This is a genomic window from Streptomyces flavochromogenes, assembly GCF_000717595.1.
Lineage (GTDB): Bacteria > Actinomycetota > Actinomycetes > Streptomycetales > Streptomycetaceae > Streptomyces > Streptomyces flavochromogenes.
Genome location: NZ_JNZO01000001.1, coordinates 343955 through 368765 on the forward strand (window position 1 = coordinate 343955; position 24811 = coordinate 368765).

21 protein-coding genes and 1 pseudogene are annotated in these 24811 nt (G+C 72.9%); 5 read left to right on the forward strand and 17 right to left on the reverse strand.

The annotated features are described in order from the left end of the window. Positions 1-4: 4 nt before the first annotated feature. The 5 genes from IF00_RS0101400 to IF00_RS0101420 all read right to left on the reverse strand — a co-directional run bounded on the left by IF00_RS0101400 (position 5) and on the right by IF00_RS0101420 (position 6588). Positions 5-772, reverse strand: a complete 768-nt coding sequence (locus IF00_RS0101400) for a LytR/AlgR family response regulator transcription factor (RefSeq protein ID WP_030313237.1) — start codon at positions 770-772, stop codon at positions 5-7. 46 nt (positions 773-818) lie between these two features. Further along, positions 819-1691 carry an Fpg/Nei family DNA glycosylase gene (locus IF00_RS0101405; RefSeq protein ID WP_030313240.1) on the reverse strand — a complete coding sequence of 291 codons (873 nt, stop codon included), beginning with the start codon at positions 1689-1691 and terminating at the stop codon, positions 819-821. A gap of 146 nt (positions 1692-1837) precedes the next feature. Then, positions 1838-3184 (reverse strand): wax ester/triacylglycerol synthase family O-acyltransferase, encoded by a 1347-nt coding sequence (locus IF00_RS0101410; RefSeq protein WP_030313241.1) that lies wholly within the window; start codon positions 3182-3184, stop codon positions 1838-1840. Positions 3185-3326: 142 nt separating this feature from the next. Further along, positions 3327-5417: a SpoIIE family protein phosphatase gene (locus IF00_RS0101415; protein ID WP_030313248.1), complete on the reverse strand. Its 2091-nt coding sequence runs from the start codon at positions 5415-5417 to the stop codon at positions 3327-3329. Positions 5418-5466: 49 nt separating this feature from the next. Further along, a complete protein-coding gene (locus tag IF00_RS0101420; protein WP_030313250.1) occupies positions 5467-6588 on the reverse strand; it encodes a DUF6777 domain-containing protein in 1122 nt (373 codons plus the stop codon). 302 nt (positions 6589-6890) lie between these two features. Between IF00_RS0101420 and IF00_RS0101425 the strand changes: the two genes are divergently transcribed. Genes IF00_RS0101425 through IF00_RS0101435 form a run of 3 tightly spaced genes read left to right on the forward strand, consistent with a single transcriptional unit; the run spans position 6891 to position 9797 of the window. After that, the gene (locus tag IF00_RS0101425) at positions 6891-7799 is read left to right on the forward strand and encodes a YndJ family protein (protein ID WP_051819675.1); all 909 of its coding nucleotides are present in this window, start codon (positions 6891-6893) and stop codon (positions 7797-7799) included. Next, positions 7796-8347: a DUF1990 domain-containing protein gene (locus tag IF00_RS0101430; protein WP_030313255.1), complete on the forward strand. Its 552-nt coding sequence runs from the start codon at positions 7796-7798 to the stop codon at positions 8345-8347. Before IF00_RS0101425 ends, IF00_RS0101430 begins: the two co-directional genes overlap by 4 nt. Before the next feature lie 22 nt (positions 8348-8369). After that, positions 8370-9797, forward strand: a complete 1428-nt coding sequence (locus IF00_RS0101435; protein ID WP_030313259.1) for a lipase maturation factor family protein — start codon at positions 8370-8372, stop codon at positions 9795-9797. 57 nt (positions 9798-9854) lie between these two features. Here the strand turns inward: IF00_RS0101435 and IF00_RS45995 are convergent, their stop codons facing one another. From IF00_RS45995 to IF00_RS0101450, 3 genes are all read right to left on the reverse strand, one after another. Then, complete coding sequence (locus IF00_RS45995) at positions 9855-10028, reverse strand: hypothetical protein (protein WP_167346833.1); 174 nt, start codon at positions 10026-10028, stop codon at positions 9855-9857. A gap of 301 nt (positions 10029-10329) precedes the next feature. Then, a complete protein-coding gene (locus tag IF00_RS0101445; protein ID WP_030313261.1) occupies positions 10330-11814 on the reverse strand; it encodes an SDR family NAD(P)-dependent oxidoreductase in 1485 nt (494 codons plus the stop codon). 86 nt (positions 11815-11900) lie between these two features. Then, the gene (locus IF00_RS0101450) at positions 11901-12614 is read right to left on the reverse strand and encodes a (2Fe-2S)-binding protein (protein ID WP_030313263.1); all 714 of its coding nucleotides are present in this window, start codon (positions 12612-12614) and stop codon (positions 11901-11903) included. 247 nt (positions 12615-12861) lie between these two features. Between IF00_RS0101450 and IF00_RS0101455 the strand changes: the two genes are divergently transcribed. Continuing rightward, on the forward strand, positions 12862-13869 hold the full coding sequence (locus tag IF00_RS0101455; RefSeq protein ID WP_030313268.1) for a DMT family transporter: 1008 nt from the start codon (positions 12862-12864) through the stop codon (positions 13867-13869). Here IF00_RS0101455 and IF00_RS0101460 read toward each other — a convergent pair. From IF00_RS0101460 to panD, 4 genes are all read right to left on the reverse strand, one after another. Further along, the gene (locus IF00_RS0101460) at positions 13750-15147 is read right to left on the reverse strand and encodes a transglycosylase family protein (protein WP_030313270.1); all 1398 of its coding nucleotides are present in this window, start codon (positions 15145-15147) and stop codon (positions 13750-13752) included. The genes IF00_RS0101455 and IF00_RS0101460 overlap by 120 nt on opposite strands. Positions 15148-15531: 384 nt before the next feature. Next, on the reverse strand, positions 15532-16194 hold the full coding sequence (locus IF00_RS0101465; RefSeq protein ID WP_030313272.1) for a hypothetical protein: 663 nt from the start codon (positions 16192-16194) through the stop codon (positions 15532-15534). 2 nt (positions 16195-16196) lie between these two features. Then, positions 16197-16541, reverse strand: a complete 345-nt coding sequence (locus IF00_RS0101470; protein WP_030313274.1) for a GNAT family N-acetyltransferase — start codon at positions 16539-16541, stop codon at positions 16197-16199. Positions 16542-16569: 28 nt separating this feature from the next. Next, entirely contained in the window at positions 16570-17019 is a 450-nt protein-coding gene (gene panD, locus IF00_RS0101475; protein ID WP_030313276.1) for an aspartate 1-decarboxylase, read from the reverse strand. Positions 17020-17437: 418 nt separating this feature from the next. Between panD and IF00_RS40845 the strand changes: the two are divergent. After that, a pseudogene (locus tag IF00_RS40845) lies at positions 17438-17619 on the forward strand (DNA-binding protein); the annotation flags it as partial. Between the two features lie 114 nt (positions 17620-17733). On the opposite strand, the gene IF00_RS0101485 reads toward IF00_RS40845, so the two are convergent. The 5 genes from IF00_RS0101485 to IF00_RS0101505 all read right to left on the reverse strand — a co-directional run bounded on the left by IF00_RS0101485 (position 17734) and on the right by IF00_RS0101505 (position 24775). Continuing rightward, positions 17734-18447 carry an alpha/beta fold hydrolase gene (locus tag IF00_RS0101485; RefSeq protein ID WP_030313281.1) on the reverse strand — a complete coding sequence of 238 codons (714 nt, stop codon included), beginning with the start codon at positions 18445-18447 and terminating at the stop codon, positions 17734-17736. Positions 18448-18619: 172 nt separating this feature from the next. After that, positions 18620-19528, reverse strand: coding sequence for a helix-turn-helix domain-containing protein (locus tag IF00_RS0101490; protein WP_051819596.1), 909 nt, complete (start codon positions 19526-19528; stop codon positions 18620-18622). Positions 19529-19571: 43 nt separating this feature from the next. After that, positions 19572-20423: an alpha/beta fold hydrolase gene (locus IF00_RS0101495; RefSeq protein WP_030313286.1), complete on the reverse strand. Its 852-nt coding sequence runs from the start codon at positions 20421-20423 to the stop codon at positions 19572-19574. Between the two features lie 138 nt (positions 20424-20561). Next, positions 20562-21809, reverse strand: coding sequence for a PucR family transcriptional regulator (locus tag IF00_RS0101500; RefSeq protein ID WP_030313288.1), 1248 nt, complete (start codon positions 21807-21809; stop codon positions 20562-20564). Positions 21810-21946: 137 nt separating this feature from the next. Continuing rightward, on the reverse strand, positions 21947-24775 hold the full coding sequence (locus IF00_RS0101505; protein ID WP_030313290.1) for a helix-turn-helix transcriptional regulator: 2829 nt from the start codon (positions 24773-24775) through the stop codon (positions 21947-21949). Between the last annotated feature and the right edge of the window lie 36 nt (positions 24776-24811).

The window sequence follows — 24811 nt, forward strand, 5'->3', positions numbered from 1 at the left end:
GGGCTCAGCCTCCGGCGCGGCGCATCAACAGGTCGCGCAGGGGGCGGGCGTGCCGCCGGCTGACCGCCAGGTCGGTGTCGCCGACCCGTACCGAGGTGGCGCCGGCGTCGAGGCGGAGCTCGTCGATCCGGGCGAGCGCCACGAGATGGCTGCGGTGGATGCGGACGAAGCCCCGGGCCGCCCAGCGCTCCTCCAGGGTGGAGAGCGGGATGCGGACGAGGTGGCTGCCGTGATCGGTGTGGAGGCGGGCGTAGTCGCCGTGGGCCTCGACGTACACGATGTCGTCGACGGAGACGAACCGGGTGATCCCGCCGAGCTCGACGGGGATCTGCTCGGGCACGGAGGCCGCGGTGGGCCCCGTCGGGGCGGGGGCGGAGGTGGCGTGCACGAGGTCGTGCACGCGGCGGACGGCCTCGGCGAGGCGCTCGCGGCGGACGGGCTTGAGGACGTAGTCGACCGCCTTCAGGTCGAAGGCCTGGAGCGCGAAACCCTCGTGGGCGGTGACGAAGACGACGAGCGGCGGGCGGGCGAAGCCGGCGAGCAGACGGGCCACGTCGAGTCCGGTGAGGCCGGGCATGTGGATGTCGAGGAAGACGACGTCGACGGCGTCGTCGCCGTCCGGTCCGGCATCCAGGGCACGCCCGATCCTGCGGAGGGCGGCGGTGGCGTCCCCCGCGCCCTCGGCGGAGCGCACACGGGGGTCGGCGCGCAGCAGGTAGAGCAGTTCCCCGAGGGCGGGTTCCTCGTCGTCGACGGCCAGTACGCGCAGCATGCGGCGGAGTGTAACGGGCGGCCGGGGGCGGCTCCGCGGCGTCGGGCTACTTGAGGAACCTGGACAGGCGGCGGTCGGCGAGCGGCTTGCCGCCGGTCTGACAGGTGGGGCAGTACTGGAGGGAGGAGTCGCTGAAGGAGACCTCGCGAATGGTGTCCCCGCACACGGGGCAGGGCTCGCCGGTGCGGCCGTGGACGCGCAGGCCGCTCTTCTTCTCGGCCTTGAGCTTGCCCGCGGCGAGGCCGTGGGAGCGTTCGACGGCCTCGTGGAGGGTGGTCCTCATCGCCGTGTAGAGGGCGGCCGTCTCGTCCGGGGTGAGGTTCTGTGTGGGCTTGAAGGGGGACGTCTTCGCGGCGTGGAGGATCTCGTCGCTGTACGCGTTGCCGATGCCGGCGATGAGGCTCTGGTCGCGCAGGGCGCCCTTGATCTGGCGCCGTTCGCCGGAGAGCAGCGCGGCGAACTCCTCGGGGCCGAAGTCCTCGGCGAGCGGGTCGGGTCCGAGCCGCGCGACGCCCGGCACCTCCTGCGGGTCGTGCACCACGTACACGGCGAGGCGCTTCGTGGTGCCCGCCTCGGTGAGGTCGAAGCCGTCGCCGCCGGTGAGCGCGGTCCTCAGTGCCAGCGGGCCCTTGCCGGGCTTGGGCGGTCCCGAGGGCAGCGGGTCCTGCCAGCGGAGCCAGCCCGCGCGGGCGAGATGGAACAGGAGGTGCAGCTCGCCGGCGGGTCCCGCGGCGGTGAGGTCGAGAAACTTCCCGTGCCGTCCGACCGCGGTGACCTCGGCGCCCTCGACGGCGCTCAGGGGCGGGTCGTACGTCTTGAGGACGCTGATCGCGACGGGCAGCACGCGGGCGATCTCCTTGCCCACCAGGTGCGTGTCGAGGAACGCGCGGAGCGCTTCCACCTCGGGGAGTTCGGGCATGGTTCCACCCTGCCGCACGGGTGGCGGGGTCGCGCGCCGGACACCCTCGGGGGCGTGCCCACCGGGGGCCGGACGGGGGTGCGTCGTGTCCCCCGCGGACCGGACGGGGTTTCCGGGGCACGCTCCGTACCGCGTGAGCCCCGGGGTTACGGCGTGTCCGGCGGGTCCAGGAGGTCGAGTTCGGCCGTGAGGGCATCGGCCAGCGCGTCGAGGTCGGGGACGGCCTCGCCGTCGGCGACGAGGCCGATGTGCACCTGGCCGCCGTACGGGGACATGGCGACGGCGAGCGACTGGCCGCGGGCCAGCGGGGCCATGGGGAAGAGCGCGCGCAGCGGCGCCCCGCCGAGGGAGAGCGCGGAGCGGGGCAGCGGCACCTGGGTGACCAGGAGGTCGAAGAGGAGCCGGGCGGCGCCGGAGGCGAACGGGGCGCCGAAGCGGTGGGCGAGCGGCGGCAGTTGGTCGGCGAGGAGCGCGACGGCTCCGGCGCCCCTGAGGGGGCCTGCGGCCTTGTTGCGGTCCATGGCGCCCCGGACGGCGGCCAGCCTGGCCGCCGGGTCGGCCTCGGTGACGGGCAGGTCGAGGAGGTAGCCGGAGAGGCTGTTGCCGGGGCCGGGCGGGGTACCGGGCCGGCGCCGGGAGACGGGGACGAGGGCCCGGAGGTCGGCTCCGGGGAGGGGCAGCCCGCGCCCGTCGATCCAGCGGCGGAGGGCCCCGGCGACCAGGGCGAGGAGGACGTCGTTGGCGGTGCCGCCGGTGACGCGGCGGATCCGGTGGACTCGTTCCAGGGGCAGCGAGGCGGTGGCGATCCGGCGGGTGCCGCTGGACTCGGCGGCGAGGGCGGCGGTGGGCCGTCCGTCGAGACGGCTGGCGCGGACGACGGAGGCGCCGACCTCGACGGCCCGGCCGAGGTCGCCGAGCCGGTCGCGGGCCATGCCGAGAAGCCGTCCGGGCCCGGGGAGCCAGGAGCGCGGGGGTACGGGCCGGGCGCGTCCCGCGGTGCGGCGGCCCGCGGCGATCTCGTCGAAGATCCCGGCGCCGATGGCGACCGCGCGCATGCCGTCGGCGAGGGCGTGGTGGAGCTTCACGAGGACGGCGAAGGAACCGTCGGGTGCGCCGCTGAGCAGGTACATCTCCCAGGGCGGCAGACCGCGGGCGACGGGCCGTTCCATGAGTTCGGCGGCGAGGCGGGCGGCCTCGGCGGGGAAGTCGGCGCCGGGGAGGGCGATCTCGTGGACGTGCCGGCTCACGTCGAAGTCGGGGTCGGCGCTCCAGGCGGCCCCTCCGACGGGGATCAGGACGTCGCGGACGCGCATCCGGAGCCGGGGGACGGCCGCGGCGCGGCGGGCGAGCAGGCCGAGGACGTCGGGCGGCTCCTGGCCGCTGTCCGTGGGGGCGGGGCCGAAGTGGACCAGCGCCCCGAGGTGCAGGGGGTGCGCGGTGGATTCCAGGTGCCAGAAGGCCAGGTCTAGCGGTGCCAGTAGCTCGCTGCTCACGGGTGTCCTCACATACGGGCGGCACGGAGAGCCGGGAGCACGAAGTCAATCGCGTACCGACAGTTACGGTCAAGGACGATCGATGCACGCTCTGTCAGCAGTCTCGCCCTTCTGTCAACAGTCGCACCTCTCTGTGACGGGCTCAGTTCTGCACGGTGAATTCGCACCACACGCACTTGCCGCTCCCCCGCGACTCCACTCCCCAGACGTCGGAGAGCTGGTCGACGAGCAGCAGTCCGCGCCCGGAGACGCCCGCCTCTCCCGCCTCCCGGCGCCGGGGCAGCGCGCTGGAGCGGTCCTCGACCTCCACCCGGAGCCGCCGTTCGGTCCCGCCGAGGATCCGCAGGGTGACGATGGCCCCGCCGTCGGTGTGCATCAGCGCGTTGGTCATCAGCTCGTCGGCGACGAGCTCGATCTCGTCGGCCCGTTCCTCCGCGCCCCAGGCCCGGACGGCGGCCCTGATCATGTGCCGGGCCGAGCTCAGCGCCTCGGGGTCGTTCTGGGCCACGTGCTGCTGGAACCGGCCCGCTCCGTGAGCGGCGGCCGCGGCCTGGCGGCGCAGGAGCAGGATCGCGACGTCGTCCTCACCACCCCGGTCGGCGACCACGTCGCACAGGTGGTCGGCGAGTTCCTGGAGGTCGGCGGGGCCGCGCCGGACGAGGGAGGAGAGCCACTGGAGGCCTTCGTCGAGGTCGGATCCGGGCTTCTCCACGAGACCGTCGGTGTAGAGCATCAGCGTCTGCCCGGGGTCCAGCTCCAGCGTCGTCACCGGATAGTCGAGCCGGCCGAACTCGGCGGAGAGCCCGAGCGGCAGTCCGCCCTCCACGGGGATCCGGCGGCAGCGGCCGTCCATCTCCCGGATCAGCGGATCGACGTGGCCGGCGCGCACCACCTGGACGACCCCGGTGCCGAGGTCGACCTCCGCGTACGTGCAGGTGGCGAAGCGTTCGGTGTCGAGCTCGTGCAGGAAGACGGAGGCGCGGGCCATCACCGTCGCCGGGGTGTGCCCCTCGGCGGCGTACGCGCGCAGCACGATCCGCAGCTGGCCCATGACGGCCGCCGCGTGGGTGTCGTGGCCCTGTACGTCCCCGATGACGGCGCCGACCCGCCCACCGGGGAGCGCGATGATGTCGTACCAGTCGCCGCCGATGTCCCGGCCGAGGCGCGCCGAACGGTAGCGGACGGCCGTCTGGGCGCCCGGCACGTCGGGGATCCGGCGGGGCAGCATCGCCTGCTGGAGCCCCTCGGCGAGGTCGTGCTCCTGCTCGTACAGCATGGCCCGCTGGAGGCTCTGGGCGATGCTGCTGCCGAGGGCGACGAGGAGGGTCCGCTCGTCCTCGCTGAAGCCGGTCTTGTCGCTGTAGAGGAGCCCGAGCGCGCCGATGGGCCGGGCCTGGGCGATGAGCGGCAGATAGACGGCGGCGGTGATGCCGAGTCCGCTGATGTGCGGCCAGAGCACCGGGAAGGAGTCGGCGAAGTCCCGGGGCGACTCGATGAACCGCGGCCGCAGGGTGCGGATCACCTCGCTCATCGGGTACGGCTCGTCCACCCGGGTGAATCGGGTGCCCGGCACGAAGGCACCGTCGGGGCCCTCGGCGACCAGATGGATGCGGCCTGCGTCGAGGAGGCCCATGACGAGGCTCGCGGCGCCGAAGTGTTCCAGCGCGTGGGAGTCGTTGAGCAGGTCGATGACGTCCTGCACGGTCCGCGCGTAGGCGAGGGCGGCCGTGGTGCCCTCGACGACCCCGGCGCGCCGGCGCCGCCCCTCGTCCAGGCCGAGCCGGGCGGCGGACTCGCTGAGTTCATGGGTGGCGTCCCGGACGACGCCGACGATACGGACCGGGCGGCCGGTGTCGTCGCGGTGGACGATTCCCTGGGTGTGGGTCCACTGGTGCCCTCCGTCGCGGCGGCGGATGCGGAAGTACGCTCCGTACTCCGCGCTGCCGTCCTTGAGCGCCTGCGCGACCAGGGTGTCGAGGCGGCGGGCCTCGTCCGGCAGGACCCGCGAGCCGAGCGACTCGGGGCGGTCGTCGTAGTCCGCACGGTCCAGGTCGAAGACGTCGAGAGCGGCCTCGTCCATGATCATCGTGCCGTCGGCGAGATCCCAGTCGAAACCGCCCATCCGGAAGGCCGTACCGAACGCGGCCAGGATCCGCGCCGTCCCTGCGCCCTTTCCCTCCAGGACGCGGCTGAGCCGCTCGACCGCATCCCCGCCCCCGTTGCCCGCGTTCATGGGGCCACGCTAGGCGCAGCTCCGCCCGTGCGCACCATGAAGATCCGTTTCATCCCTCGAAGGTCTCGGGCTGATCCGGGACCGGGTCGGCGGGGAAGAGCTCCTCGGGCGGCAGTTCGCCGTCCGGGACGGTCTGCTCGCCCGGGGGGACCGCGTACGGGTCGGCGGGGTCCGGCTGCGGGCGGGGGTCCGTGTCGGGCACGGGGTACGGCTCGGGATCGGTCGGGCTCGGGTCGTTGCCGGTGCCACCGGTCCCGGAGGCGTCGGGCAGCGGGTTCTCCGGGGCCGGGGGGACCGGGGCGGGCGCCCGGGAGGGGGTGTCCGGGGTGGCGGGGTCGGGTGAGGCGCCGTCGGGTGTCGCGTCGGCGAGGGCACACGCGTCCGGGTCGCAGCCGGGTTCCACGGCGGGTTTGCGGTCCTCGGCGCCGTCGCTGCCGGTGGCGCGCTCGATCCAGCTGCGGTCGGCGGTGTTGACGATGACCAGGCTGGTGACCACGGTGGTGGTCGGCCGGACGACGATCACCCGCTCGGGGTCGAAGCCGTCCCAGGGCTCGCCCTGGTGGACGCCGTCCCGGACCGCTGCCGGGGTGCGGAGGGGGTTGCCGCAGGCGCAGCGGACGCGCGGGGAGCCGTACTGGTCGACGAGGACCGCCGTGCCGGTCTGGAGGACGGACTGGAAGGCGTTGGCCCTGCCCTCGCGGTAGCCGTGGTTGGTGACCCGGGTGTCCGAGCGCAGGACGACCGGGGTCAGCCCGCGCAGCCAGTCGGGGACGTTGGCCTCGGGGATGCCGGCGGCCTCGGCGAAGGCGCGGGTCTTGTCCCGGTCGGCGGAGAGGAACGCGACCTGCCGCTCGACGTCGCAGCTGCCCTCCGCGCGCGTGCCGCCGTAGAGGCCGGGGGTGGAGCCGGTGACCTCACGGACCTGCGCGCCCCCGGTGTCCGGGTTCCGGGCCGGGGACGACCCCTGCGAGGTGGCCCTGGCCGACGACTCGGTGAAGGGGTCGGGGCCCTGGGCGGCGTGCGGCTGGAGGAGGACGTCCTGCGTCGAACCGGCCGCGGCGGGCTGGGCGCCGCCCCGGGATCCCTCCCAGACGGAGGTGCACCCGGCGAGGAGGAGCGACGCGGTGAGCGCCGCGAGGGCGGAACGGGTCACGGCGGCGCGGGGCGTCACGCGAGGAACGGTCGGGTCGGGAGCCGTCGGATCGTGAGCGGTCGGGTGGGTCGCGCCGGGAGCGGTGGGGGTTCGCCGCGTCCGGTCGAAGGGTGAGCGCACCTGGTTCTCCCGCTTTCTCTCCCCCGGGCCACGGCGCCCGGTTCCGGCCAGTCCTTCATGTCTGTCGCAGTGCGCCGGGCCCCGCAAGCGGAGGGCGGCCGACCGTGTCGACCCCTGCACTTGAACGCGTTCAAGAAAGGCTCTACGCTCGAACTCGCCAGTTGAACACGTTCAAGTGGGGGGGATGCGCGATGACCGCACTGTCGGTCCTGGTGGGAACGGTCGTCACGATCGGCATGTTCTGGGTGGTCCCGACGGGGCTCGCACTCCTCGACGGCCCCCGACCACCCGGATGGGATCCGCTCCGACGGGCCTGGCCGCTGTTCGCCGCCCCCGGCGCGCTCGCCCTGTGGCTGCCCCGCTCCGGACTCTCGACCGCGCTCGCCGCCGTCTACGCCCTCGCCACGCTGGCCCTCGCGCTCCAGGCCCCCGCCCGGCTGCTCCTGACCCGGTCCCTCGTGCCGGGCGAGGTCGCGGTCCTCACCGCCCTGGTCGCGCCGTCCGTCGCCGGCCTCGCGCTGGTCGCGGAACGGGCCTCGTACCCGCTCTTCGGCTTCGACCTGGACATCCTGGCGCTGACCGTCCCGCACTTCCACTTCGCGGGCTTCGCCGCAGCCCTCGTCGCCGGTCTCCTCTGCCGCGTCTGCGACGGCCCCACCGGCCGTTTCGCCGCGCTCAGCGTCCCCGCGGGCACCCTGCTCGTCCTGCTCGGCTACTTCGTCGACGACTGGGCCGAGCTGCTCGGCGCCGTCGTCCTGACGGCCGGCATGACGGCGGTCGCGGTCCTGACCCTGCGCGAGCGCCGCGCCCTTGCCGCCGACCGCCTCACCCGGGGGCTGCTCGCGCTCTCCGCCCTGGTCCTCTTCGTCACCATGCTGCTCGCGCTGAGCTGGGCCCTGGGCGAGGCGACCGGCCTTCCGCACCTCGATCTCACCTGGACGGCCGCGACCCACGGCCTGGGCAACGCCCTGGGCTTCGCGGTCTGCGCGCTGCTCGCCCACCGTCGCCTCGGCTCGGACCACCCGCAGGCGGCGCACCTCTCGACTCCCCCGGTTCCCACCAACCCCACCCGCCCCACGGCTCACCCGCGAACGGAGCTTCCGGCATGACCCGCCTCATGAGCAGCCTGTCCCGGCCAGACCGCCCCCGCCCGACCCTGAGCTACCGCGAGGTCGCCGCCACCCGCGCCCCGGACGCCCTCCCCGAGGGCTACCACCATCTGCGGCACCAGTCGGTCGTCGGCCACGGCCGGGCCGCCTTCGAGGCCGCCGGGGCCGCCGTCACCACCTGGCGGATGCACCGCGCCACCGGGGCGCGCCTCCTCGCCGGCTCCGAGCGTGCCGCACCCGGCGTGTCCGTCGAGATATCGGCGGGCCTCGGCCCGCTCCGGCTCGGCGCCCCCTGCTCGGTGATCTGGACGGCGTACGAGGAACAGCGCATCGGCTTCGCCTACGGAACCCTCACCGGGCATCCGGAGTGCGGCGAGGAGTCCTTCATGGTCCACCTGGATCCGGACGGGACGGTCCGGTTCGCGGTCACCGCGTTCAGCCGCCCCGCCGCCTGGTACACCCGGCTCGGCGGCCCCGTGATCCCCCTCCTCCAGCGGGCGTACGCGCGTCAGCTGGGCCGGACGCTGCGGCGCCTCGTCAGGACGTGATCCCGGGCCGATACTGGAAGTGATGGAGTGGTTCACCGCACCCGACCACTGGCTGAGCCGGATCGTCTTCCAGCGGGGCCTCGCCGGGCTGTACTGCGTGGCGTTCCTGTCGGCGGCCCTGCAGTTCCGGGCGCTGATCGGGGAGCGCGGCATGCTCCCGGTACCGGAGTACGTGCGCGGGACCCGGCCGCGGAGCACTCCGTCGCTCTTCCACTGGCGCTACTCCGACCGCCTCTTCGCCGCCGTCGCCTGGTCCGGCGCCGCGCTCGCCCTCGCGCTGCTCGCGGGCGCCGGGGACGCGGTTCCGCTGCCGGTGTCGATGCTGCTGTGGCTGGTCCTGTGGGCCCTGTACCTGTCGATCGTGAACGTGGGCCAGACCTGGTACGCCTTCGGCTGGGAGTCGCTGCTCCTGGAGACCGGGTTCCTCGCGGTCTTCCTCGGCAACGACGAGACGGGGCCGCCCGTCCTCGTGCTCTTCCTGCTGCGCTGGCTGCTCTTCCGGGTCGAGTTCGGCGCCGGGCTCATCAAGATCCGCGGCGACCCGTGCTGGCGCAACCTGACCTGCCTCTACCACCATCACGAGACCCAGCCGATGCCCGGTCCGCTGAGCTGGTTCTTCCACCATCTGCCGCGCCCCCTGCACCGGGTGGAGGTGGCGGCCAACCACGTCGTCCAGCTCTTCGTGCCGTTCCTTCTGTTCACCCCGCAGCCGGTGGCCACGATCGCGGCCGGTCTGATGATCGCGACCCAGTTGTGGCTGGTGCTCTCCGGCAACTTCGCCTGGCTGAACTGGATCACCATCGTGCTCGCCCTCTCCGTCGTGGACGCCTCCCCCGTCACCGGCGAGCACCCCCTGCCTGATCCGCCGCTCTGGTACGTGGTCGTGGTCGTCGCGGTCACCGCGTTCGTCCTGGTACGGAGCTACCGCCCGGTGCGCAACCTGCTCTCCCGGAACCAGGCGATGAACCGCTCGTACGACCCGTACCACCTGGTCAACACGTACGGAGCGTTCGGCACGGTCGGACGGATCAGGGACGAGATCGTGGTCGAGGGCACCGACGCCCCGGCCCCGCACGCGGGCACGGTGTGGCGGGAGTACGGCTTCAAGGGCAAGCCCGGTGATCCGCGCCGGCTGCCGCGCCAGTTCGCCCCGTACCATCTGCGGCTCGACTGGCTGATGTGGTTCGCGGCGCTCAGCCCGGGGTACGCGCGCGACTGGTTCGGCCCGTTCGTGGAGCGGCTGCTCGACGGCGACCGGGACACCCTGCGGCTGCTCGCCCACAACCCGTTCCCCGACGCGCCACCGACGTTCGTCCGCGCCCGGCTCTACCGGTACCGGTACACGAACTGGCGCGAACTCCGGGCGACCGGGGCCTGGTGGCACCGGACGCTCGTACGCGAGTACCTGCCGCCGACCCGGCTGCGGGAACCGGCGCACGGGCCCCGCTGAACGCACCGGTGCCCCCGGGCCGCGAACGGCCGGGGGCACCGGGGATGAAGCAGGGGATCAGTCGATACCGGGCAGGATGTGGGGCTCCGCGAGGTCGTCCTCGTAGCCCGCGAGCCGGATCGGGGCTGCGTGAGCCCACACTTCGAGGCTTCCCAGCTCACCGTTCCTGCGCGGCCGGTCTTTCTTGGGTTCGGCCGGTCGCGGTTCCTGCTTCGTCAGTTCTGGTGTCACCGCGCACTCCTTCGTGTCACGTACCTGTAGGACAAGTGCCGGTCGGTCGCGGTGGCGCCGTTCGTCGGGCGGGACCGCGGCCTTGGTGGAAGGCCTTGTCCCTGGAAGGCCGTGAGGACGGTGTGTCTCCTCGGTGGCCGACCGTGAACATCAGAGTAACCAAATGAGCACGCCCGCGCTCTACCGGGCTCCGAACTGTGACGCAATCGGGTGAACCGAGCCGAAAGAGCGCCCCACCTGGCCGGTGAGGCGCTCTTGTCAGGCGACGGAATCCGCTCGTACGACCGGTCGCGGACGGTTTCTACCAGTTCGCGGGAGCGTAGTCCTTCAGGAAGCAGCCGTAGAGGTCCACGCCGTCCTCGCCGCGCACGATCGGGTCGTAGACACGGGCCGCGCCGTCGACCAGGTCGAGCGGGGCGTGGAAGCCGGCCTCGGCGAGGCGCAGCTTGTCGAAGTGCGGACGCTCGTCGGTGATCCAGCCGGTGTCGACCGAGGTCATGAGGATCCCGTCGGTCTTGAACATCTCCTCGCCGCTGGTCCGCGTCACCATGTTCATCGCGGCCTTGGCGGCGTTGGTGTTCGGGTGGCCCGCGCCCTTGTAGCCGCGGCTGAAGACACCCTCCATGGCGGAGACGTTCACGACGTAGGAACGTCCGCTGGCCGCCTTCTTCGCCGCCTCGGCCATCACGGGACGCAGCTTGCTGATGAGGATGAACGGCGCCGTGTAGTTGCACAGCTGGGTCTCGAGGAGCTCCACCGGGGAGATCTGTTCGATGCTCTGCACCCAGGTGTTGGAGTCCACGACGTCCGGCACCAGGCCGCCCGCGTCGATGGCGGTGCCGTCGAGGTGCTTGGCGATGGTGGCGTTGCCCGCGACGAGCGCGAGGTCGGCGACCTGCTGGGCCTCAAGGTCGCGCACGCCGGCGGGAAGCTCGGACGATCCGACGAGCTCGCCGACCGCGCCGGAGTTGAAGGCGCCGATCACGTGGTGGGCGGGCAGCTCGCCGGCCGGCAGCGCGGCGTTCTCGCCCTCGACCAGGGCCGCGTACGCGGACGGCAGCCGGCGCACGGTCTGCGTCGCGTTGTTGATGAGGATGTCCAGCGGCCCGGCCTCGGTCATCTGGTCGGCGAGCGCCACGGCCTGGGCCGGGTCGCGCAGGTCGATGCCGACGACCTCGAGGCGGTGCATCCAGTCCGCCGAGTCCTCCATCGCCTTGAAGCGGCGGATGGCGTCCTTGGGGAAGCGGGTGGTGATGGTGGTGTGGGCGCCGTCGCGCAGCAGCCGCAGCGCGATGTACATGCCGATCTTCGCCCGGCCGCCGGTGAGCAGGGCGCGCTTGCCGGTGAGGTCGGCGCGGGCCTCGCGCTTGGCCCGGTTCTCGGCGGCGCACCTCTGGCAGAGCTGGTGGTAGAAGTAGTCGACCTCGACGAACCGCGTCTTGCAGACGTAGCAGGAGCGCGGACGCTGGAGTATCCCCGCGATCCTGCCCTCCTCGGTGACGGAGGAGGGCAGGATGCCCTCGGTCTCGTCGTCGATGCGCTGCGCGGAGCCGGTGGCCGTGGCCTCGGTGACCGCCTTGTCGTTGGCGGTCTTGGACGCCCGGCGCTCCTGGCGGCGGCGCTGCTTCACGGTCCGGTAGATCCCGGCGGTGGCGCGCCGGACGCGGATGGCGTCCGGGTGGTCGACGTCCAGCTTGTCGAGCTCGTCGAGGACGCCGAGGCAGACGGCCAGGCGATCGGGGTCGATACCCGGCCCGTAGTCCTGGTTTTCTTCGGTCACCGTCATGGCCTTCGGGTTCCTCGTTCGCTCGTACGTCACCGTTCGTGGGCTGTCACCGTCCGTGGGCTCGCGGGACGGCAACCTCCGCAACTTTACGGAGCGGGGGGCCGCCCCTCCAAACCCGTTCGGGGGGCGTGGTCGAAGACACAGTCGCCGCACAGTCCCGCGCCGGGGCAGCGGTAGTAGAGGCAGCAGCTGGCGCGGCGCAGCCGGGGGCCGCGGACCGTACCGGCGAGGTCGGGGTGGTCGAGGAGTCCGGAGACCAGGCGGGCGGCCCGTGCGGCGACCTCGGGGCGGCCGTGGGCGTGTGCCCAGCGCGTCAGCTCGCGCAGGGCGCCGGCCAGGGCGGAGCCCGCGTTGCCCCAGAGAAGGCGCGGGGAGATGTGCCCGTCGCGGCGGAGTGCCGCGTGGAGCGGCACGAGGTGGGCCTCCTGGACGGCCGCGCGGATCGCGTCGACGGACGCCGGGCGGGTGTCGGAGCCGGCCCACCACAGGTCGTCGGGGGAGGTGAGCGCCCCGTCCCAGTGCAGCTCGGCGGGGTCGAGGGCGGGAAACCGGCCGTGCAGGGCGGCGGGCCCGAGGGCGGTCGACCAGAGCCGGGCGGCGAGCCCCAGGTGGGCGACGGACGCCCCGACGCGCCGCTCGGGGGCGCCGAGCCGGGCGGCCACCCGGTCCACGCGCGCGTGGAGGGGGCCGTCGTCGCCCGCGTACAGGCGCGCGAGCGGGCGGTGCGCTCCGCCGGTCTCGGGCGGGCTGGTGCGCAGGGCGAAGAATCCGCCCACCGACCCGCTCTCCACAAGATCCACCCCGAGCTCCCCCTGGTTCTGTCCTCAGCCCGTCCCCGCGGGTCCGGATCCGACGATTTCCGCACACCGTACCGCCTCTCCGCGAGCGCCTCCGGACAGCTCGAAAAAGTCGCTTTGCACCCGTTCTGACCTGCACGGGTGTACATCTCCAGGCGTACGTCGGGCCCATGTACTGCGACAGGTGTACCCGCGAAGACGTCCCCTGGTACGACGACGCGATCGGCCGGGAAGAGAGATCGTGGAAGGTATGAGTCCCCTCCTGCTGTCCGTTCTCCTGGCCCTGGTCTCGGCGGTCGCCTACGCGGCCGCGGCGATCGTGCAGGAGCGGGTCGCGGCCTCCGCCGCAGGTCCGCGCTACGCGCCGCTGCGCAGCCCGGCCTGGTGGGGCTCCGTCCTGCTCAACGGCGTCGGCGCGACCCTGCACGTCGCGGCCCTCGCGTACGGACCGCTCAGCCTGGTCCAGCCGCTCGGTGCGCTGACGATCGTGTTCGCGCTGCCCATGGCGGCGCTGTTCGTCGGCCGCAGGGCGGGATCGCGGGCCTGGCGCGGCGCGGTGATGGCCACGGTGGGTCTGGCCGGGCTGCTCAGCCTGACGAGCGGTGCCGAGGCGCGGTCGCTCGCCGACGGCGACCGGTGGCTGCTCGCGGGCTGCACCTTCGCCGTGGTGGCCGCCCTGTTCGCGGCCGCGCACCTGGTGGGCAGGTCGGTGCTGCGCAGCGTCGTCCTGGCGGCCGCCGCGGGTGTCTCCTTCGGTATCGCCTCGGTCTTCACGAAGTCGGTGGCGGAGGAGTGGACGCCCGGCGCTCCGCTCGCCCAGTGGACCGCGCTGCTCGTGCTCTCGGCGCTCGCCGTGACCGGGCTGCTCCTGTCCCAGGCCTCGTACCGGGGCGCGGGGCTCGCGGCGCCGCTGGCCACCGTCACGGTGGTCAACCCGGTGGTCGCCGCGGCCGTGGGCCTGACCCTGTTCGGCGAGAGCTTCCGCTACGGCACGGCGGGCACAGTCGCCGCGCTGATCAGCGGCGCGGTGGCCGCGGGCGGCCTGATCCAGCTCACGCTGGACCGGATGACGGTGCCGGCCGAGTCACTCCCGGCGTCGGGTCAGGGGCGTGCGCCGGACTCCGGACCAGCGGCGGGGTCAGAGGGAGACCCCGCGCGCCCTGAGGTAGGCCAGGGGGTCGATGTCGGAGCCGTACCCGGGACCCGTCCGTACCTCGAAGTGCAGGTGCGGTCCCGAGCTGTTGCCGGTCGATCCTGAGCGGCCGATGCGCTGGCCGGCGGTGACCCGCTGGCCCTCGCGGACGGCGAGCGCGGAGAGGTGGGCGTACTGGCTGTAGCGGCCGTCGTCGTGGCGGAGCACGATCTGGTAGCCGTACGCGCCTCCCCAGCCGGCGGAGACGATCCGTCCCCCCGCCACGGCCTTGACGGAGGTGCCGGTGGGCACGGGGAAGTCGACACCGGTGTGGTAGCCGCTGGACCATGACGACCCGGGCTTGCCGTACCGGGTGCCGATGGAGGCGGAGACAGGGGCGGAGTAGCGGTCCTCCGCCGCGGCGGGCGGCCGCGGCCTGGACGCGGGCTTCGCCTTGGGCTTGACCGCGGGCCTCGCGGCGGGCTTGGACGTCTGCTTCGCCACGGGTTTCGTGGCGGGCTTGGACACCTGCTTCACGGCCGGTCTGGCCGCGGGCTTCGCCACGGGCTTGGCCACCGGCTTCGCCACGGGCGGCTGGGCGACCGGCTTCGTGGTCGGCGGTGCGACGGGGCGCGTCCGGGGCGCGGTGCCCGGTCCCGAGAGCCTCGGCGGGGACGTCGTGGCCGAGGGGGCCTTCGTCGGGGGCTTCTTCGGGGCGGCGATGCGCAGGGTCAGGCGCTGGCCGGGAAGGATGAGGTCGGGGTCGTCGCCGACGACGGGCCGGTTCGCGTCGTACAGGCGCTTCCAGCCGCCCTGGACCCGTTCGTCACGGGCGATCTTCGACAGGGAGTCGCCGGGCGTCACCGTGTACATCTCACGCACGGTGGGGACGGCGGTCGGGCCGGCGTTCCCGGCCGGCCGCTCGGATAAGGCGCGCTGCCCAGGCAGGGAGGCGGTGCTGGGCGCGTTCCCGCCGCGCGACGCCTTCGCGGTCGCCGTACCCGGGGCGATGCCCGGGCCGTCTCCGCCCCGGGCGAGGCCCGCACCCGGGCCGCAGGACGGCCAGGCGCCGGGCCCCTGCCCCTTCAGCACCCGCTCGGCGATCGCGATCTGCTGGTCCTTGGAGGCGAGGTCGGCACGCGGCGCGTAGTGCGTGCCGCCGTAGGCCTCCCAGGTGGACTGGCTGAACTGCAGACCGCCGAAGTAGCCGTTGCCCGTGTTGATGTGCCAGTGGGAGGTCGACTCGCAGGAAGCGACCTTCTCCCAGACGTCGAGCGAGGCGGCCTGGACGGTGCCCGCGCCGATGAAGGGCAGCGCCATTCCGGCGCCTCCCGCGGTGACGGTGAGCGAGGCACGGTTGATCCGGCTCGGCTGGTGGCGGCGGTGACGTCCGCGTACGGCCATGGGCCCCCCTTGAACACAGCAGCAGCCGTCCAAGTTAGGGGTGGCGCACGCTCCGTGACAAGGGATACGCCAAAGCCCAAGGTCCTTATGTCACCTTCCCGTTGACGGCGGACGGCGACCGGCGGGACCCGGCTGGGGCTGAGGCTCGGGTTCCGGTACGGGCCCGCCGGGCTGCGGCGCCGGGCTCGGATCGGGGTCCGGAGGGGCCGGGACCGGGTTCGGCGGGGGGACCGGCGGCGGTGAGGGAACGGGCGGCGGAATGGGCGAGGGCGGCAGCGGATCGGGATACGGGTGGGTCATCACGGACCTCTCGGTCGACGGGTTCCTCCCTCCCCAGAGTGGCCCGGCGGACGCCGCGGCGCCCGCCGGATCCCGTCCTTCGGGTCAGTCGCCGACCGCACCGCGCGAACCGGACACGGCTGCGGCCGCGGCGGCGAGCCCGAGGCGTGGACTCGCCAGGACGGGGCGCGAGGTGGTCGTCCGGTCGACGGCGTCGGCCATGGACGCCTGCGCGAGGACGACCACGCAGCCCTCCACCGGGGGCGCACCGTCCACGGCGGCCGCGACGGCGTCGAGGTAGCCGTCCCGGTCCCCCGCCTCGAACAGCTCCCAAGCCCCCTCCACCACGACGGTGCTGACGTGCGAGGTCTCCGGTCCCGATTCCTCGGCGATGAGGGCGACGGTGGGTTCGAGGGTGGAGCGCAGCGCGGCCACGACGACGATCCGGCGGTACCGGGGGGCCTCCGCCGCCATCGGCCGGTCCACCCGGAGCACGGGCACGCCGAGGACGCCCGTCTGCCGCTCGGCGATCCCGCCGATGGTGGAGCAGGTGCAGAGCACGGCCTCGGCGCCGTCCGCGACGGCCGCCGCGAGCGCGGCGGCCACCGCCCCGCCGACCGCCTCCGGCCCCGCCTCACGGGCGCGCGCCAGCAGCTCCTCGTCGACGAGGTGACGCAGGACGAGCCCGGGATGGTGCCGGTCGCGGAGCCCGTCGAAGACGGGGACGTGGACCGGCGAGGTGTGCAGCAGGGCCAGGGTGCCGGTCATGGTCACCACAGGCCCGGGGTGGCCTTCAGCTGCAGCTTCGCCGCGTCGACCACCTCGGAGGGGGCCATCGGGGCCTCGTCCGGGTGACGCTCCGCCCAGGCGGCGGCGTACGGGCAGAGCGGCACGACGGGTACGCCCTCACGCGCGGCGATCGCGCAGAACGCGCGCACGAGCGCTCCGGCGACGCCCTTGCCCTCGTGGCCGTCCTCGACGACGGTGTGCACGGCGACGAGGGCGTGCGGCTCGGCGGCGAGCACGAAGGAGACGACGACACCGACACGGGCGCCGCCCTCGAAGGCCTCCAGGCGTCCGTTCGCCCGGTCGTCACGGATCTCCGGCTCGGCCACGAGACGAGGCTCCCTCGGCGTGGACGGGTCAGACGTGTGCGGTCACGGACTCGGCGGCGGGCCCGGGCACGGCGTGCGGGCCGCGCACCGTGTCGCTCCCGGGGACGGGCGCGGAGGCGTCGGTCCCCAGCTCCACGATGCGGTTGTCGCCGTCGACGTGCACGACGCGCGGCACGAACGTCCGGGCCTCTGCGTCCTCGATCTGCGCGTAACTGATGAGGATCACGAGGTCGCCGGGGTGCACGAGGTGTGCGGCGGCGCCGTTGATCCCGATGACACCGGAGCCGCGCTCGCCCTCGATGACATAGGTCTCGAGTCGGGCGCCGTTGTCGATGTCGACGATGTGCACGAGCTCACCCGGCAGAAGGTCGGCCGCCTCCATCAGGTCGGCGTCGACGGTGACGGAGCCGACGTAGTGCAGGTCGGCCTGGGTCACGGTGGCCCGGTGGATCTTGGACTTGAACATGGTGCGCAGCACGATGGACTCCTCTAAGACGGCTCCCTGCCTGCTTTCTGCAGGTCAAGGGCGGTCGCGACTCTACACCGGCACCCCCGTCCGATGTTTGTGAGGAACATCGCTCCGGTCAGGCGAGACGGCTTCCTACCTGGGCTTTCGCGCCACCACAGAAGCCTGTTCAGGCAATCCTCCGGGAACGCCCGGCGACTCATGCTGACCGCATGCCGACTTACCTGACGACCCGTCAACCATGTGGGAGACCCCTCTGCACACACGGACGACGCGCGTCCACGCACCGGCCTGTCGGGCACCGACACCACTCTGGTTCAGAGAACACAGCCCCTTCGGTCATCGGCCGGTCGACGCTCGATCGCCCTGGAAGCCGGCTCGCCGACCCCAAGCCGCCCGGCAGCCCCTCGTTCGGGGCCGGGGCAGCCGCGTGAGCGGCGCTCTCGTCCTGGACAGCGAGGACCTGGCCAAGGCCGTACAGCACGACCGCGAGGTCCACGAGTGGCTCACCGCCGCCCGCGACGCCGACCTTCCGGTGATCACCTCGGCCACGGTACTCGTCGAGGTGACCCGCCCACGGATCAGGACGCCGCGCTGAAGTGGAAGCTGTCACCGTCACTCGGGACGCGCTCCGCGGCCAGGTGGGTAGGGCCCTCCCGTCCGTCCTGAGGGCGTGGCGTACCGGCTGACGCGGTCCCACTCCTGTCGATTCCGATGGCCGGTCGGTCAGCTCGTCGCCCGTACGGCGTCTCTGATCAGGTCGGCGACCCTTGTGGGCTCGGACAGGGCGACGGCGTGGGAGGCGTCCGGGAGTTCGACGACGACGGCTCCGGCCCGTGCGGCGCCGAAGCGCTGGACCTCGGGGCCGATCGTGCGGTCCGCCCCGGCCACCAGAGCCCAGGACGGTTTCGTCCGCCACGCTGCCGAGGGCGCGCGCTCGGTGAACGCGGCCGTGGCGAGCGGGCGTTGAGCCGCCGCCAGGACGCCGGCGACGTCCTCGGGCACGTCCGCCGCGAAGACGGAGGGAAAGGCGGTCTCCTCGATCGTGACCTCGACCGCGGAGTCGCCGTCGAGGAGCGGGTACGTCCACTCCTTCAAGTTGCCCGCCAGCGGGGGCTCGGGGAAGCCCCCCTGGAGCTGGCCGAGGCTCTCGCCCTCGTGGGGCACGTAGGCGGCCACGTAGACGAGCCCCACGACGTTCTCCGCGGCGCCGGCCACGGTGATCAGCGCACCGCCGTACGCGTGGCCGACGAGTACGGCCGGACCCTCGATCTGCGCCAGGACCGAGGCGAGGTAAGCGGCGTCCGCGGTCAGGCCCCGGAGCGGGTTGGACGGAGCGATCACCGGGATACCGCTGCTCCGGAGTTCCGAGATGACGCCTATCCAGCCTGTCGCGTCGGCGAAGGCGCCGTGCACGAGGACGACGGTGGGGTGGGTCATGCGAGTTCTCTTCTCAGTGTCGGGCCACGTGTGGGACGTCGTCACGACGACGGTCGGGGCGCGGCCCGGAATTCGGTAGAGGTCCGTGCGACTGTTACTCACGGTAGAGCCGAGGAAACGGCACCTCTTGTCTCTGCGCGCAACCACGCTGTCATGACGGCGCACACGCGTCTCAGCGCCTTCGCTCGTCCTGTGCGCCCGCATGCGTCGGTGCGAAGGCCGAGGTCGCCAGCGCCTGCCATTCGCTGGGGCTCATGCCGTAGGCGCCGCGGAACGTGCGGCTGAAGTGCGAGGGGCTGCTGAAGCCCCAGCGGTGCGCCACCGCGGCCATGGTGATTCTCCGGTTGGAGCGGCCCAGCTCGAACCGACAGAACTCGAGCCTGCGCTGCCGCACCCACTGGCTCACCGTGCTGCCGTCGTTCTGGAAGAGCTTCTGCAGGTATCGGACGGAGATGTGGTGGGCGCGTGCGATCGAATCCGGTGACAGGTCGGGGTCCATCAGGTGTTCTTCGATGTAGGCGCGAATGCGGGACAGCATCTCGTTGCCGGTCCCGGACGCGTCGTCGGTCTCGTCCGTCGTGTCCGCTTCGAGGAGTTCCATGACCAGGACGGAGAGGAGGTGCACAGCCGTCCGGGCACGCCGGTCCCCGATCGTGGACCGGCGGAACTCCGCTTTTGCGGCGAGCGCGGTCAGGAAGTCGGACGCCAGCGCCCCGATCCCCTCCCCGCCGCGTACGGGGACGCCGAGCACCTGGTCCAGTTCCGCCTCCCTGACGCCCAGATAGCAGCGGGGCACCCGGAAGAAGATCATCTGGCAGTCCTCGCCGAACTGCAGCAGGTGCCGTCGGGCCGGGTCGCAGAAGACCAGGTCGTTCGGCTCCAACAGGGTCTTGGCACGCTCATGGAGGACGGTGACGGGCCCACGGACATGGACACCGAGGTAGACGTGGTTCCGGTCGTTCGTGTCCGGCATCTCGGAGAGCATCTGGACCAGCCACCCCGAGCGGGAGGGGAGCGAGGTCGGATCAGACGCCTGCCGGGGCACCTGCTCGGGCGCACGTGACGTCAGTGTGAGAGTCATGGGGATTCCTAGCCGTAGGTTCGTGCGGGCGGAGGGGGCGGGTTCACGCCCCCATCGCCCGCTGCTCGGCCAGGAACTTCTCCACCACGGCGTTGAAGGCCGGCGGGTTCTCCAGGAAGGGGAAGTGCGAGCTCGCCACGTCGGAGGTGAAGACGTGCAGGCGTGCGCCGGGAATCCGTTCGGCGACGAAGCGCTGCGAATCGGGGTGCACATGACTTCCCTCACAGCCGATGACCAAGGTCGGCACATCGATCCGGGGAAGCACGTCGCGCCAGTCCTGCGCGCAGTGGTCGAACAGCAGCGGTACGCCAGCGTAGGCGGGCGTGGACCTGATCTCCTCAGCGACGAAGGCCAGCACCTCGGGGTCGGGCTCGCCGGTGAACATGCCGCGCACGAAGTCGGCGAGGATCGTGTCGCCCTCCGGCCCCGCGAGTGCCGCGCCCAGGTACAACAGCCCCGACACATCGAAGATGGCGCCGGAGTCCCGCTGTTCCCGCTCAGTCGTCCAGGGCACGGCGGCGACCGCCGCGGGCTGGTCGACGGCGACGAAGCGCCGGATCCGTCCGGTCCCGTACTGGTCGACGAAGCTCCACCACACGGAGACGCCCATGGACCAGCCCAGCGCGTCGAAACGGGCCAGCCCGAGGTGGTCGACGAGTTCGAGCACGTCGCGGGAGAGCCGGGCGATGCGGTAGCCGTGACGCGGTTTGCCGGACTTCCCGTGGCCGCGGAGGTCGACGGTGACGACGCGACGACCGGGCGCAAGTCCCTCGACCTGGTGGCGGAACATCGCCTGCGTCTGCCCCCAGCCGTGCAGCATCACCAGCGGAACGCCCTCGCCGCCGGTGTCCTGGTAGGCGAGCCGTGCGCCGTCCGTCGTGATCAGTTCCTTCATGACCTCTCCCCTGGTCAGAGGCGGTACGTCGTTCCCGCCCGTCTCGAACATCATCGAATGGCGCCCGTCGCCTGAACCACCGCGAGCTGTAGGAATCAGGCCGTGGATCCTCCTCGCTTTGTCGAAGCGAGTCCGTGGTCACAGGGTCCTGTCGGCGCCCGGAGCGAGGAGTTCCTCGATCCTGAGGCCGAGGTGCAGGGTGAGCCGGTGGGCGCCGTCGTCGAGGTCGAGTCCGGTCGTCTCCTGGATCTGGCGCAGGCGGTAGTAGAGCGAGGTGCGGTGGATGCCCAGGGTGTCCGCGGTCCTGGGAATCGATCCCGCGTGTTCGAGGAAGCAGCGCAGGGTGTCCCGCAGGCGGTCGCCGCCATGAGCCTCGCTCAAGCTCCGGAGCGGCTTCGGGACCAGGGACGCGTTCAGGACGTACTCGGGAAGCTGGAGCAGCACGGCGAGTTCCCCGAGCAACTCCCAGTCACCGATGCTCTTCAGGGTGGGCAGTCGGCGTGCCGCGCGGGCCGCCACGAGCGCCTGTTCGTACGACGTCCATGCGTCGTCCAGGCCGGCGTGCCTGCCACCGACGCCGATCACGGGGTCCGCCGACGGGTCGAGGAAGGTGCGGAGTTCCTCGAGGATGCGAGCGGACTGGGCGGCGATCTCGTCCTGGCCGGGCGGCCGGTCTCGGAGCTGGAGCAGCAGCGCCCGCTCCTTGCCGATCGCGATGAGGCCCTGGGCGGTGCGCGTCTGCCGGAACCCCTCCAAGGCCGCCCACAGGGCGGCCTCGGACTGCCGCACGAGCTCCGTCCCGCAGCTCAGCTGGACGACGGTGACCAGGACGTGCTCCGCCGCCCCGAGCAGCCCGAGTTCCTTGCCGTGCCGACGCGCGGTGATGCGTGCGGCGACGTCGGCGCCGACGAGTGCGAGGGCCAGGTCCCGCTCGTCGGCCTTCCGGGTGTCGGCGGCGATCTGCTCTCCGTACATCTGTGCCGACATGGCGTCCGCGGCCCGGGCGATGGCAGCGGTCTCCTCCTCCCCCAGCGTCTTCTCAGGCACGACCACCACGAGCAGCCCGAGGAGATGTCCGCGCTCGCGCAGCGGCACGACGTAACGGGGCAGCAGTCCGAGATCGTCACGGCCGTCGATGAACCCGGGTCTGGACCACCGGGTCACGCCCTGGGCGAGGACATGGCGGATGGCCGCGTTGTCGGCGCGGCCCTGCAACAGGGTGCCGATGCGCACCGGGTCCTCGTCGCCGAAGTGGCGGCTCGTGCAGACCATGCGGACCAGCGGGTCGTCGACGGCGACGGACCGCCCGAGCCGCTCCGCGAGCTCGTCGACGAATGCCTGGAGCTCGGGGCTGCCGGGGCGGGCTCGCTGGAGCCTTACGGTCATGCGCTGTTCCTCTCTCGATCAACTGTTCCCCGCAGACCTCTGCATTCCGCGGTTCTTGATCAGTCTGAGGAAACGACGACGTCGGCACATCGCATGAATCGTCCATTGCCACGACACCCACGTGGGATACGAACCGACTACTCTCCGCTGTCACGGTGCTTGACCAGCCGGGTCAGCCCGGCGCGCGAGGTGACGTCCAGCTTGGTGAAGGCCCGGCGCAGGTGCGAGCTCACCGTGTGCGGTGAGAGGGAGAGGTGCTCGGCCACCTGCTGGTTGGTCAGCCCTCGGGCCACGGGACGTACCACCCGTAGTTCCGCGGCCGTCAACTCGGGCCATGCGTCGGAGAGTCCGGCCGCCGAGGGCCGGCGGCGGACGCCGGCGGCCCGCAGGCGCCGGCGGACGCGTGCGACGTCCCGCACGGCACCGGATCGCGCGTAGAGCGCGAGGGCCGTCTCGAAGTACGGCACCGCCTCGGACCTGCGGGTGGTCGCGAGCTTGCGTCCGGCGTCCTCCAGCGCCGACGCCCGGGCCAGTACCCGAGGGCAGTCCTCGTACAGCCGGACGGCGCGTACGAGAGGGGCGAGGTCGTTGTCGAGGAGCCCTCGGGCATGCGCAGCGGTGGCGGCGAGGAACGCGAAGCCGGGATTGAGCACGGCTCGCTTCTCGGCCAGGGCGACCGCCTGCGCGGCCCGTTCGTGCCTGCCCGCGCGCAGCGCCATACGGACGAGCACCGGGGCGTCGGCGGGGTCGATCAGGCCGGCGTAGGCGGGCCGGTCCGCAGCGGGCGACGTCATCACCTCGTCGAGTTCGGCCATGGCGCGGTCGGGCCGGTCTGCGAAGTCGGCCATCAGGGCCAGCATCCAGGTGCCGAAGTGCCGGACGACGGGTGCGCCGTCGCTCCGCATGCGCCTCGCCTCCGCCGCGTACGCTTCTGCGGTCTGCCGGTCGTCGGTATGGAGGGCGACGCGCAGCATCACGTACCGGAGCGTGACGTCGGCGAGGTTGCCCGGGCCGGGATCGCCGGTCGCCGGGGACGCGGCTTCGGCGTCGGCCCGGGCGTCCGACAGCCGTCCGGTTTCCAGAAGGACGCGGGTGCGGGTCATGAGCCACATGCGGGTGGCGGCCGTGCGACCCTGCTCCCTGGTGATCCGGATGCCCTCCTCCGCGACGGCGAGCGCCTCCGCGGTGCGTCCCGTGGTGTTCGACAGGAGAGCGTGCCACAAGGCCTCCGGCACCCACAGCGAGGTGCTGACGCCCAGGGCGTCGGCCAGCGCGGCGGACCGCTCGGCCTGCCGGAAAGCCTCGGTCAGGTCCATGCGGTGGAAACTGACGGCCGAGCGGACTGTAGTCAGCGTGGCCTCGGCAGTGCGGTCCCCCGCTGCCGCCGCGGTCTCCCACGCCTCCGCGGCGACCTGCTCGGCCGCAGCGTGCTCGCCCGACATCGACAGGCCGACAGCGAGCATGGCGAGCAGTCGCCCCCTCGCGGTCGCGGATATCCCGGGCAGTTCCGCGCCGGCGCGGGCCTGGCGGACCGCCTCGGAGAAGTCGAACTGTACGGCGAGGCGTGCCAGGGCAAGGCGTATGAGGGCCTCGTCCTCGGGTCCGAGACCGCCGGCCGCCAGGGCGGCGGCCCCCAGCTCACGCGCTTGCGCGGCTCGGCCCGTCTGCCAGAGCAGCGGGATCGTCTCGGCGATGACCCGAGGCCGCTCCGGGGCGTCCGCCGAGGTGAGCTCCAGGGCCTTGAGGCTGCGCTCCGCAGCAGGTCCGGGTGCGGTGGACACGAGTTCCGCCGCTTCCGCGCGCAGCCGGTCGGCCTCCGCGGCGTCCCGGCCCGCTGTTCCCGCCGAGGGCCCGGGACGCTCGACGGAGGAGGCCGCGCTCCCCCACGGCGGCTCGGCGGCTTGAAGGGGCAGGGGGAGGCCGGCTCCCACCGCCTCGCGGATCAGGTCGTGGCGGAAGGCGAGGCGGTCGCCGCTCTCGGCGAGCAGATCGGCGTCGAGGGATTCCTGCAGTGCCGTGACGAGCACCGCCGGGGACCTGCCGAGCAGTTCGGCGAGTTGTCCGACGGTGACCGGGCCGCCCACCCCGGCCGCCGTCCGCACCAGCTCCCGGGCCTCCGCCGACAGCTGGTCGAGGCGGCGCTCGACGGAGGGAAGCACCCGTGGGGTCGGGGGGCCGGCGGACAGCCCGGCCATGCCGTTCTCGATCGTCACCGCCCCGTCCGCACGCCAGGAGCCGAGCAGCTCGACCAGCAGCTGTGGCACCCCCTCGGCGCGGCGGGCGACGCTCAGGACGTCCGGGTCGGGAGCGGCGCCCAGGACGTCCTCGGTGATCTGTGCGGTCGCCCGGTCCCCCAGCGCTCCCAGCGCGAGCTCGTGTGCGCCTGCCTGCCGGATCCTGTCCAGGGTCGTGCGCACTCCCGACGGCACATTGCCGCCGCGCACGGCGACCAGCCACAGGATGGCGTGCGACGAGAGTCCGGCCGCGAGGGTGTGAAAGGTGAGGAGGGTCAGGTCGTCGCACCACTGGAGGTCGTCGAGGACGACGAGCAGCGGGCCGTTCCGCACGGTCTCCCGCAGGCGGTCGCCCAGTTCCTGGAGCAGCCAGAACCGCTGACCGGGTGTCGTGGCGAGGTCCCGGAGACGGACGACTCCCGACAGCGGCTCGTTGCCGCCGAGCACGCCGTCGAGGAAGGGACCGAGCGGCACGAAGTGCTCGTCGGGGTCCGCCGTCCCCTCGAAGACCCTCGTCCCGCGCCGCCGCGCGGCCGCCGCGGCCTCCACGAGGATCCTGGACCTGCCGATGCCGACGGGGCCTTCGACGCGGATGATCCCGCCTTCGCCCCGGTCGAGCGCGTCGAGCCGCGCCTCGATGAACGCCAGTTCGGCGTCCCTGCCGCGGAGGGGCGTCCGTGCACCCTCGAGTTCCTCGGGCACGGTCCTTGTCGTCACTCGGTTCACGCTCATACGGCGGAACAGTATGAACCATATGAACCACCCCGC

What these genes read in the sequence shown, in the direction of transcription:
- IF00_RS0101490 (WP_051819596.1), bottom strand. Translation starts at nt 19,528, where the DNA reads ATGACTCTCACACTGACGTCACGTGCGCCCGAGCAGGTGCCCCGGCAG.
- IF00_RS0101505 (WP_030313290.1), bottom strand. Translation starts at nt 24,775, where the DNA reads ATGAGCGTGAACCGAGTGACGACAAGGACCGTGCCCGAGGAACTCGAG.
- IF00_RS0101430 (WP_030313255.1), top strand. Translation starts at nt 7,796, where the DNA reads ATGACCCGCCTCATGAGCAGCCTGTCCCGGCCAGACCGCCCCCGCCCG.
- IF00_RS0101485 (WP_030313281.1), bottom strand. Translation starts at nt 18,447, where the DNA reads ATGACCCACCCCACCGTCGTCCTCGTGCACGGCGCCTTCGCCGACGCG.
- IF00_RS0101405 (WP_030313240.1), bottom strand. Translation starts at nt 1,691, where the DNA reads ATGCCCGAACTCCCCGAGGTGGAAGCGCTCCGCGCGTTCCTCGACACG.
- IF00_RS0101495 (WP_030313286.1), bottom strand. Translation starts at nt 20,423, where the DNA reads ATGAAGGAACTGATCACGACGGACGGCGCACGGCTCGCCTACCAGGAC.
- IF00_RS0101445 (WP_030313261.1), bottom strand. Translation starts at nt 11,814, where the DNA reads ATGACGGTGACCGAAGAAAACCAGGACTACGGGCCGGGTATCGACCCC.
- IF00_RS0101460 (WP_030313270.1), bottom strand. Translation starts at nt 15,147, where the DNA reads ATGGCCGTACGCGGACGTCACCGCCGCCACCAGCCGAGCCGGATCAAC.
- IF00_RS0101435 (WP_030313259.1), top strand. Translation starts at nt 8,370, where the DNA reads ATGGAGTGGTTCACCGCACCCGACCACTGGCTGAGCCGGATCGTCTTC.
- IF00_RS0101465 (WP_030313272.1), bottom strand. Translation starts at nt 16,194, where the DNA reads ATGACCGGCACCCTGGCCCTGCTGCACACCTCGCCGGTCCACGTCCCC.
- IF00_RS0101500 (WP_030313288.1), bottom strand. Translation starts at nt 21,809, where the DNA reads ATGACCGTAAGGCTCCAGCGAGCCCGCCCCGGCAGCCCCGAGCTCCAG.
- IF00_RS0101415 (WP_030313248.1), bottom strand. Translation starts at nt 5,417, where the DNA reads ATGAACGCGGGCAACGGGGGCGGGGATGCGGTCGAGCGGCTCAGCCGC.
- IF00_RS0101455 (WP_030313268.1), top strand. Translation starts at nt 12,862, where the DNA reads ATGAGTCCCCTCCTGCTGTCCGTTCTCCTGGCCCTGGTCTCGGCGGTC.
- IF00_RS0101400 (WP_030313237.1), bottom strand. Translation starts at nt 772, where the DNA reads ATGCTGCGCGTACTGGCCGTCGACGACGAGGAACCCGCCCTCGGGGAA.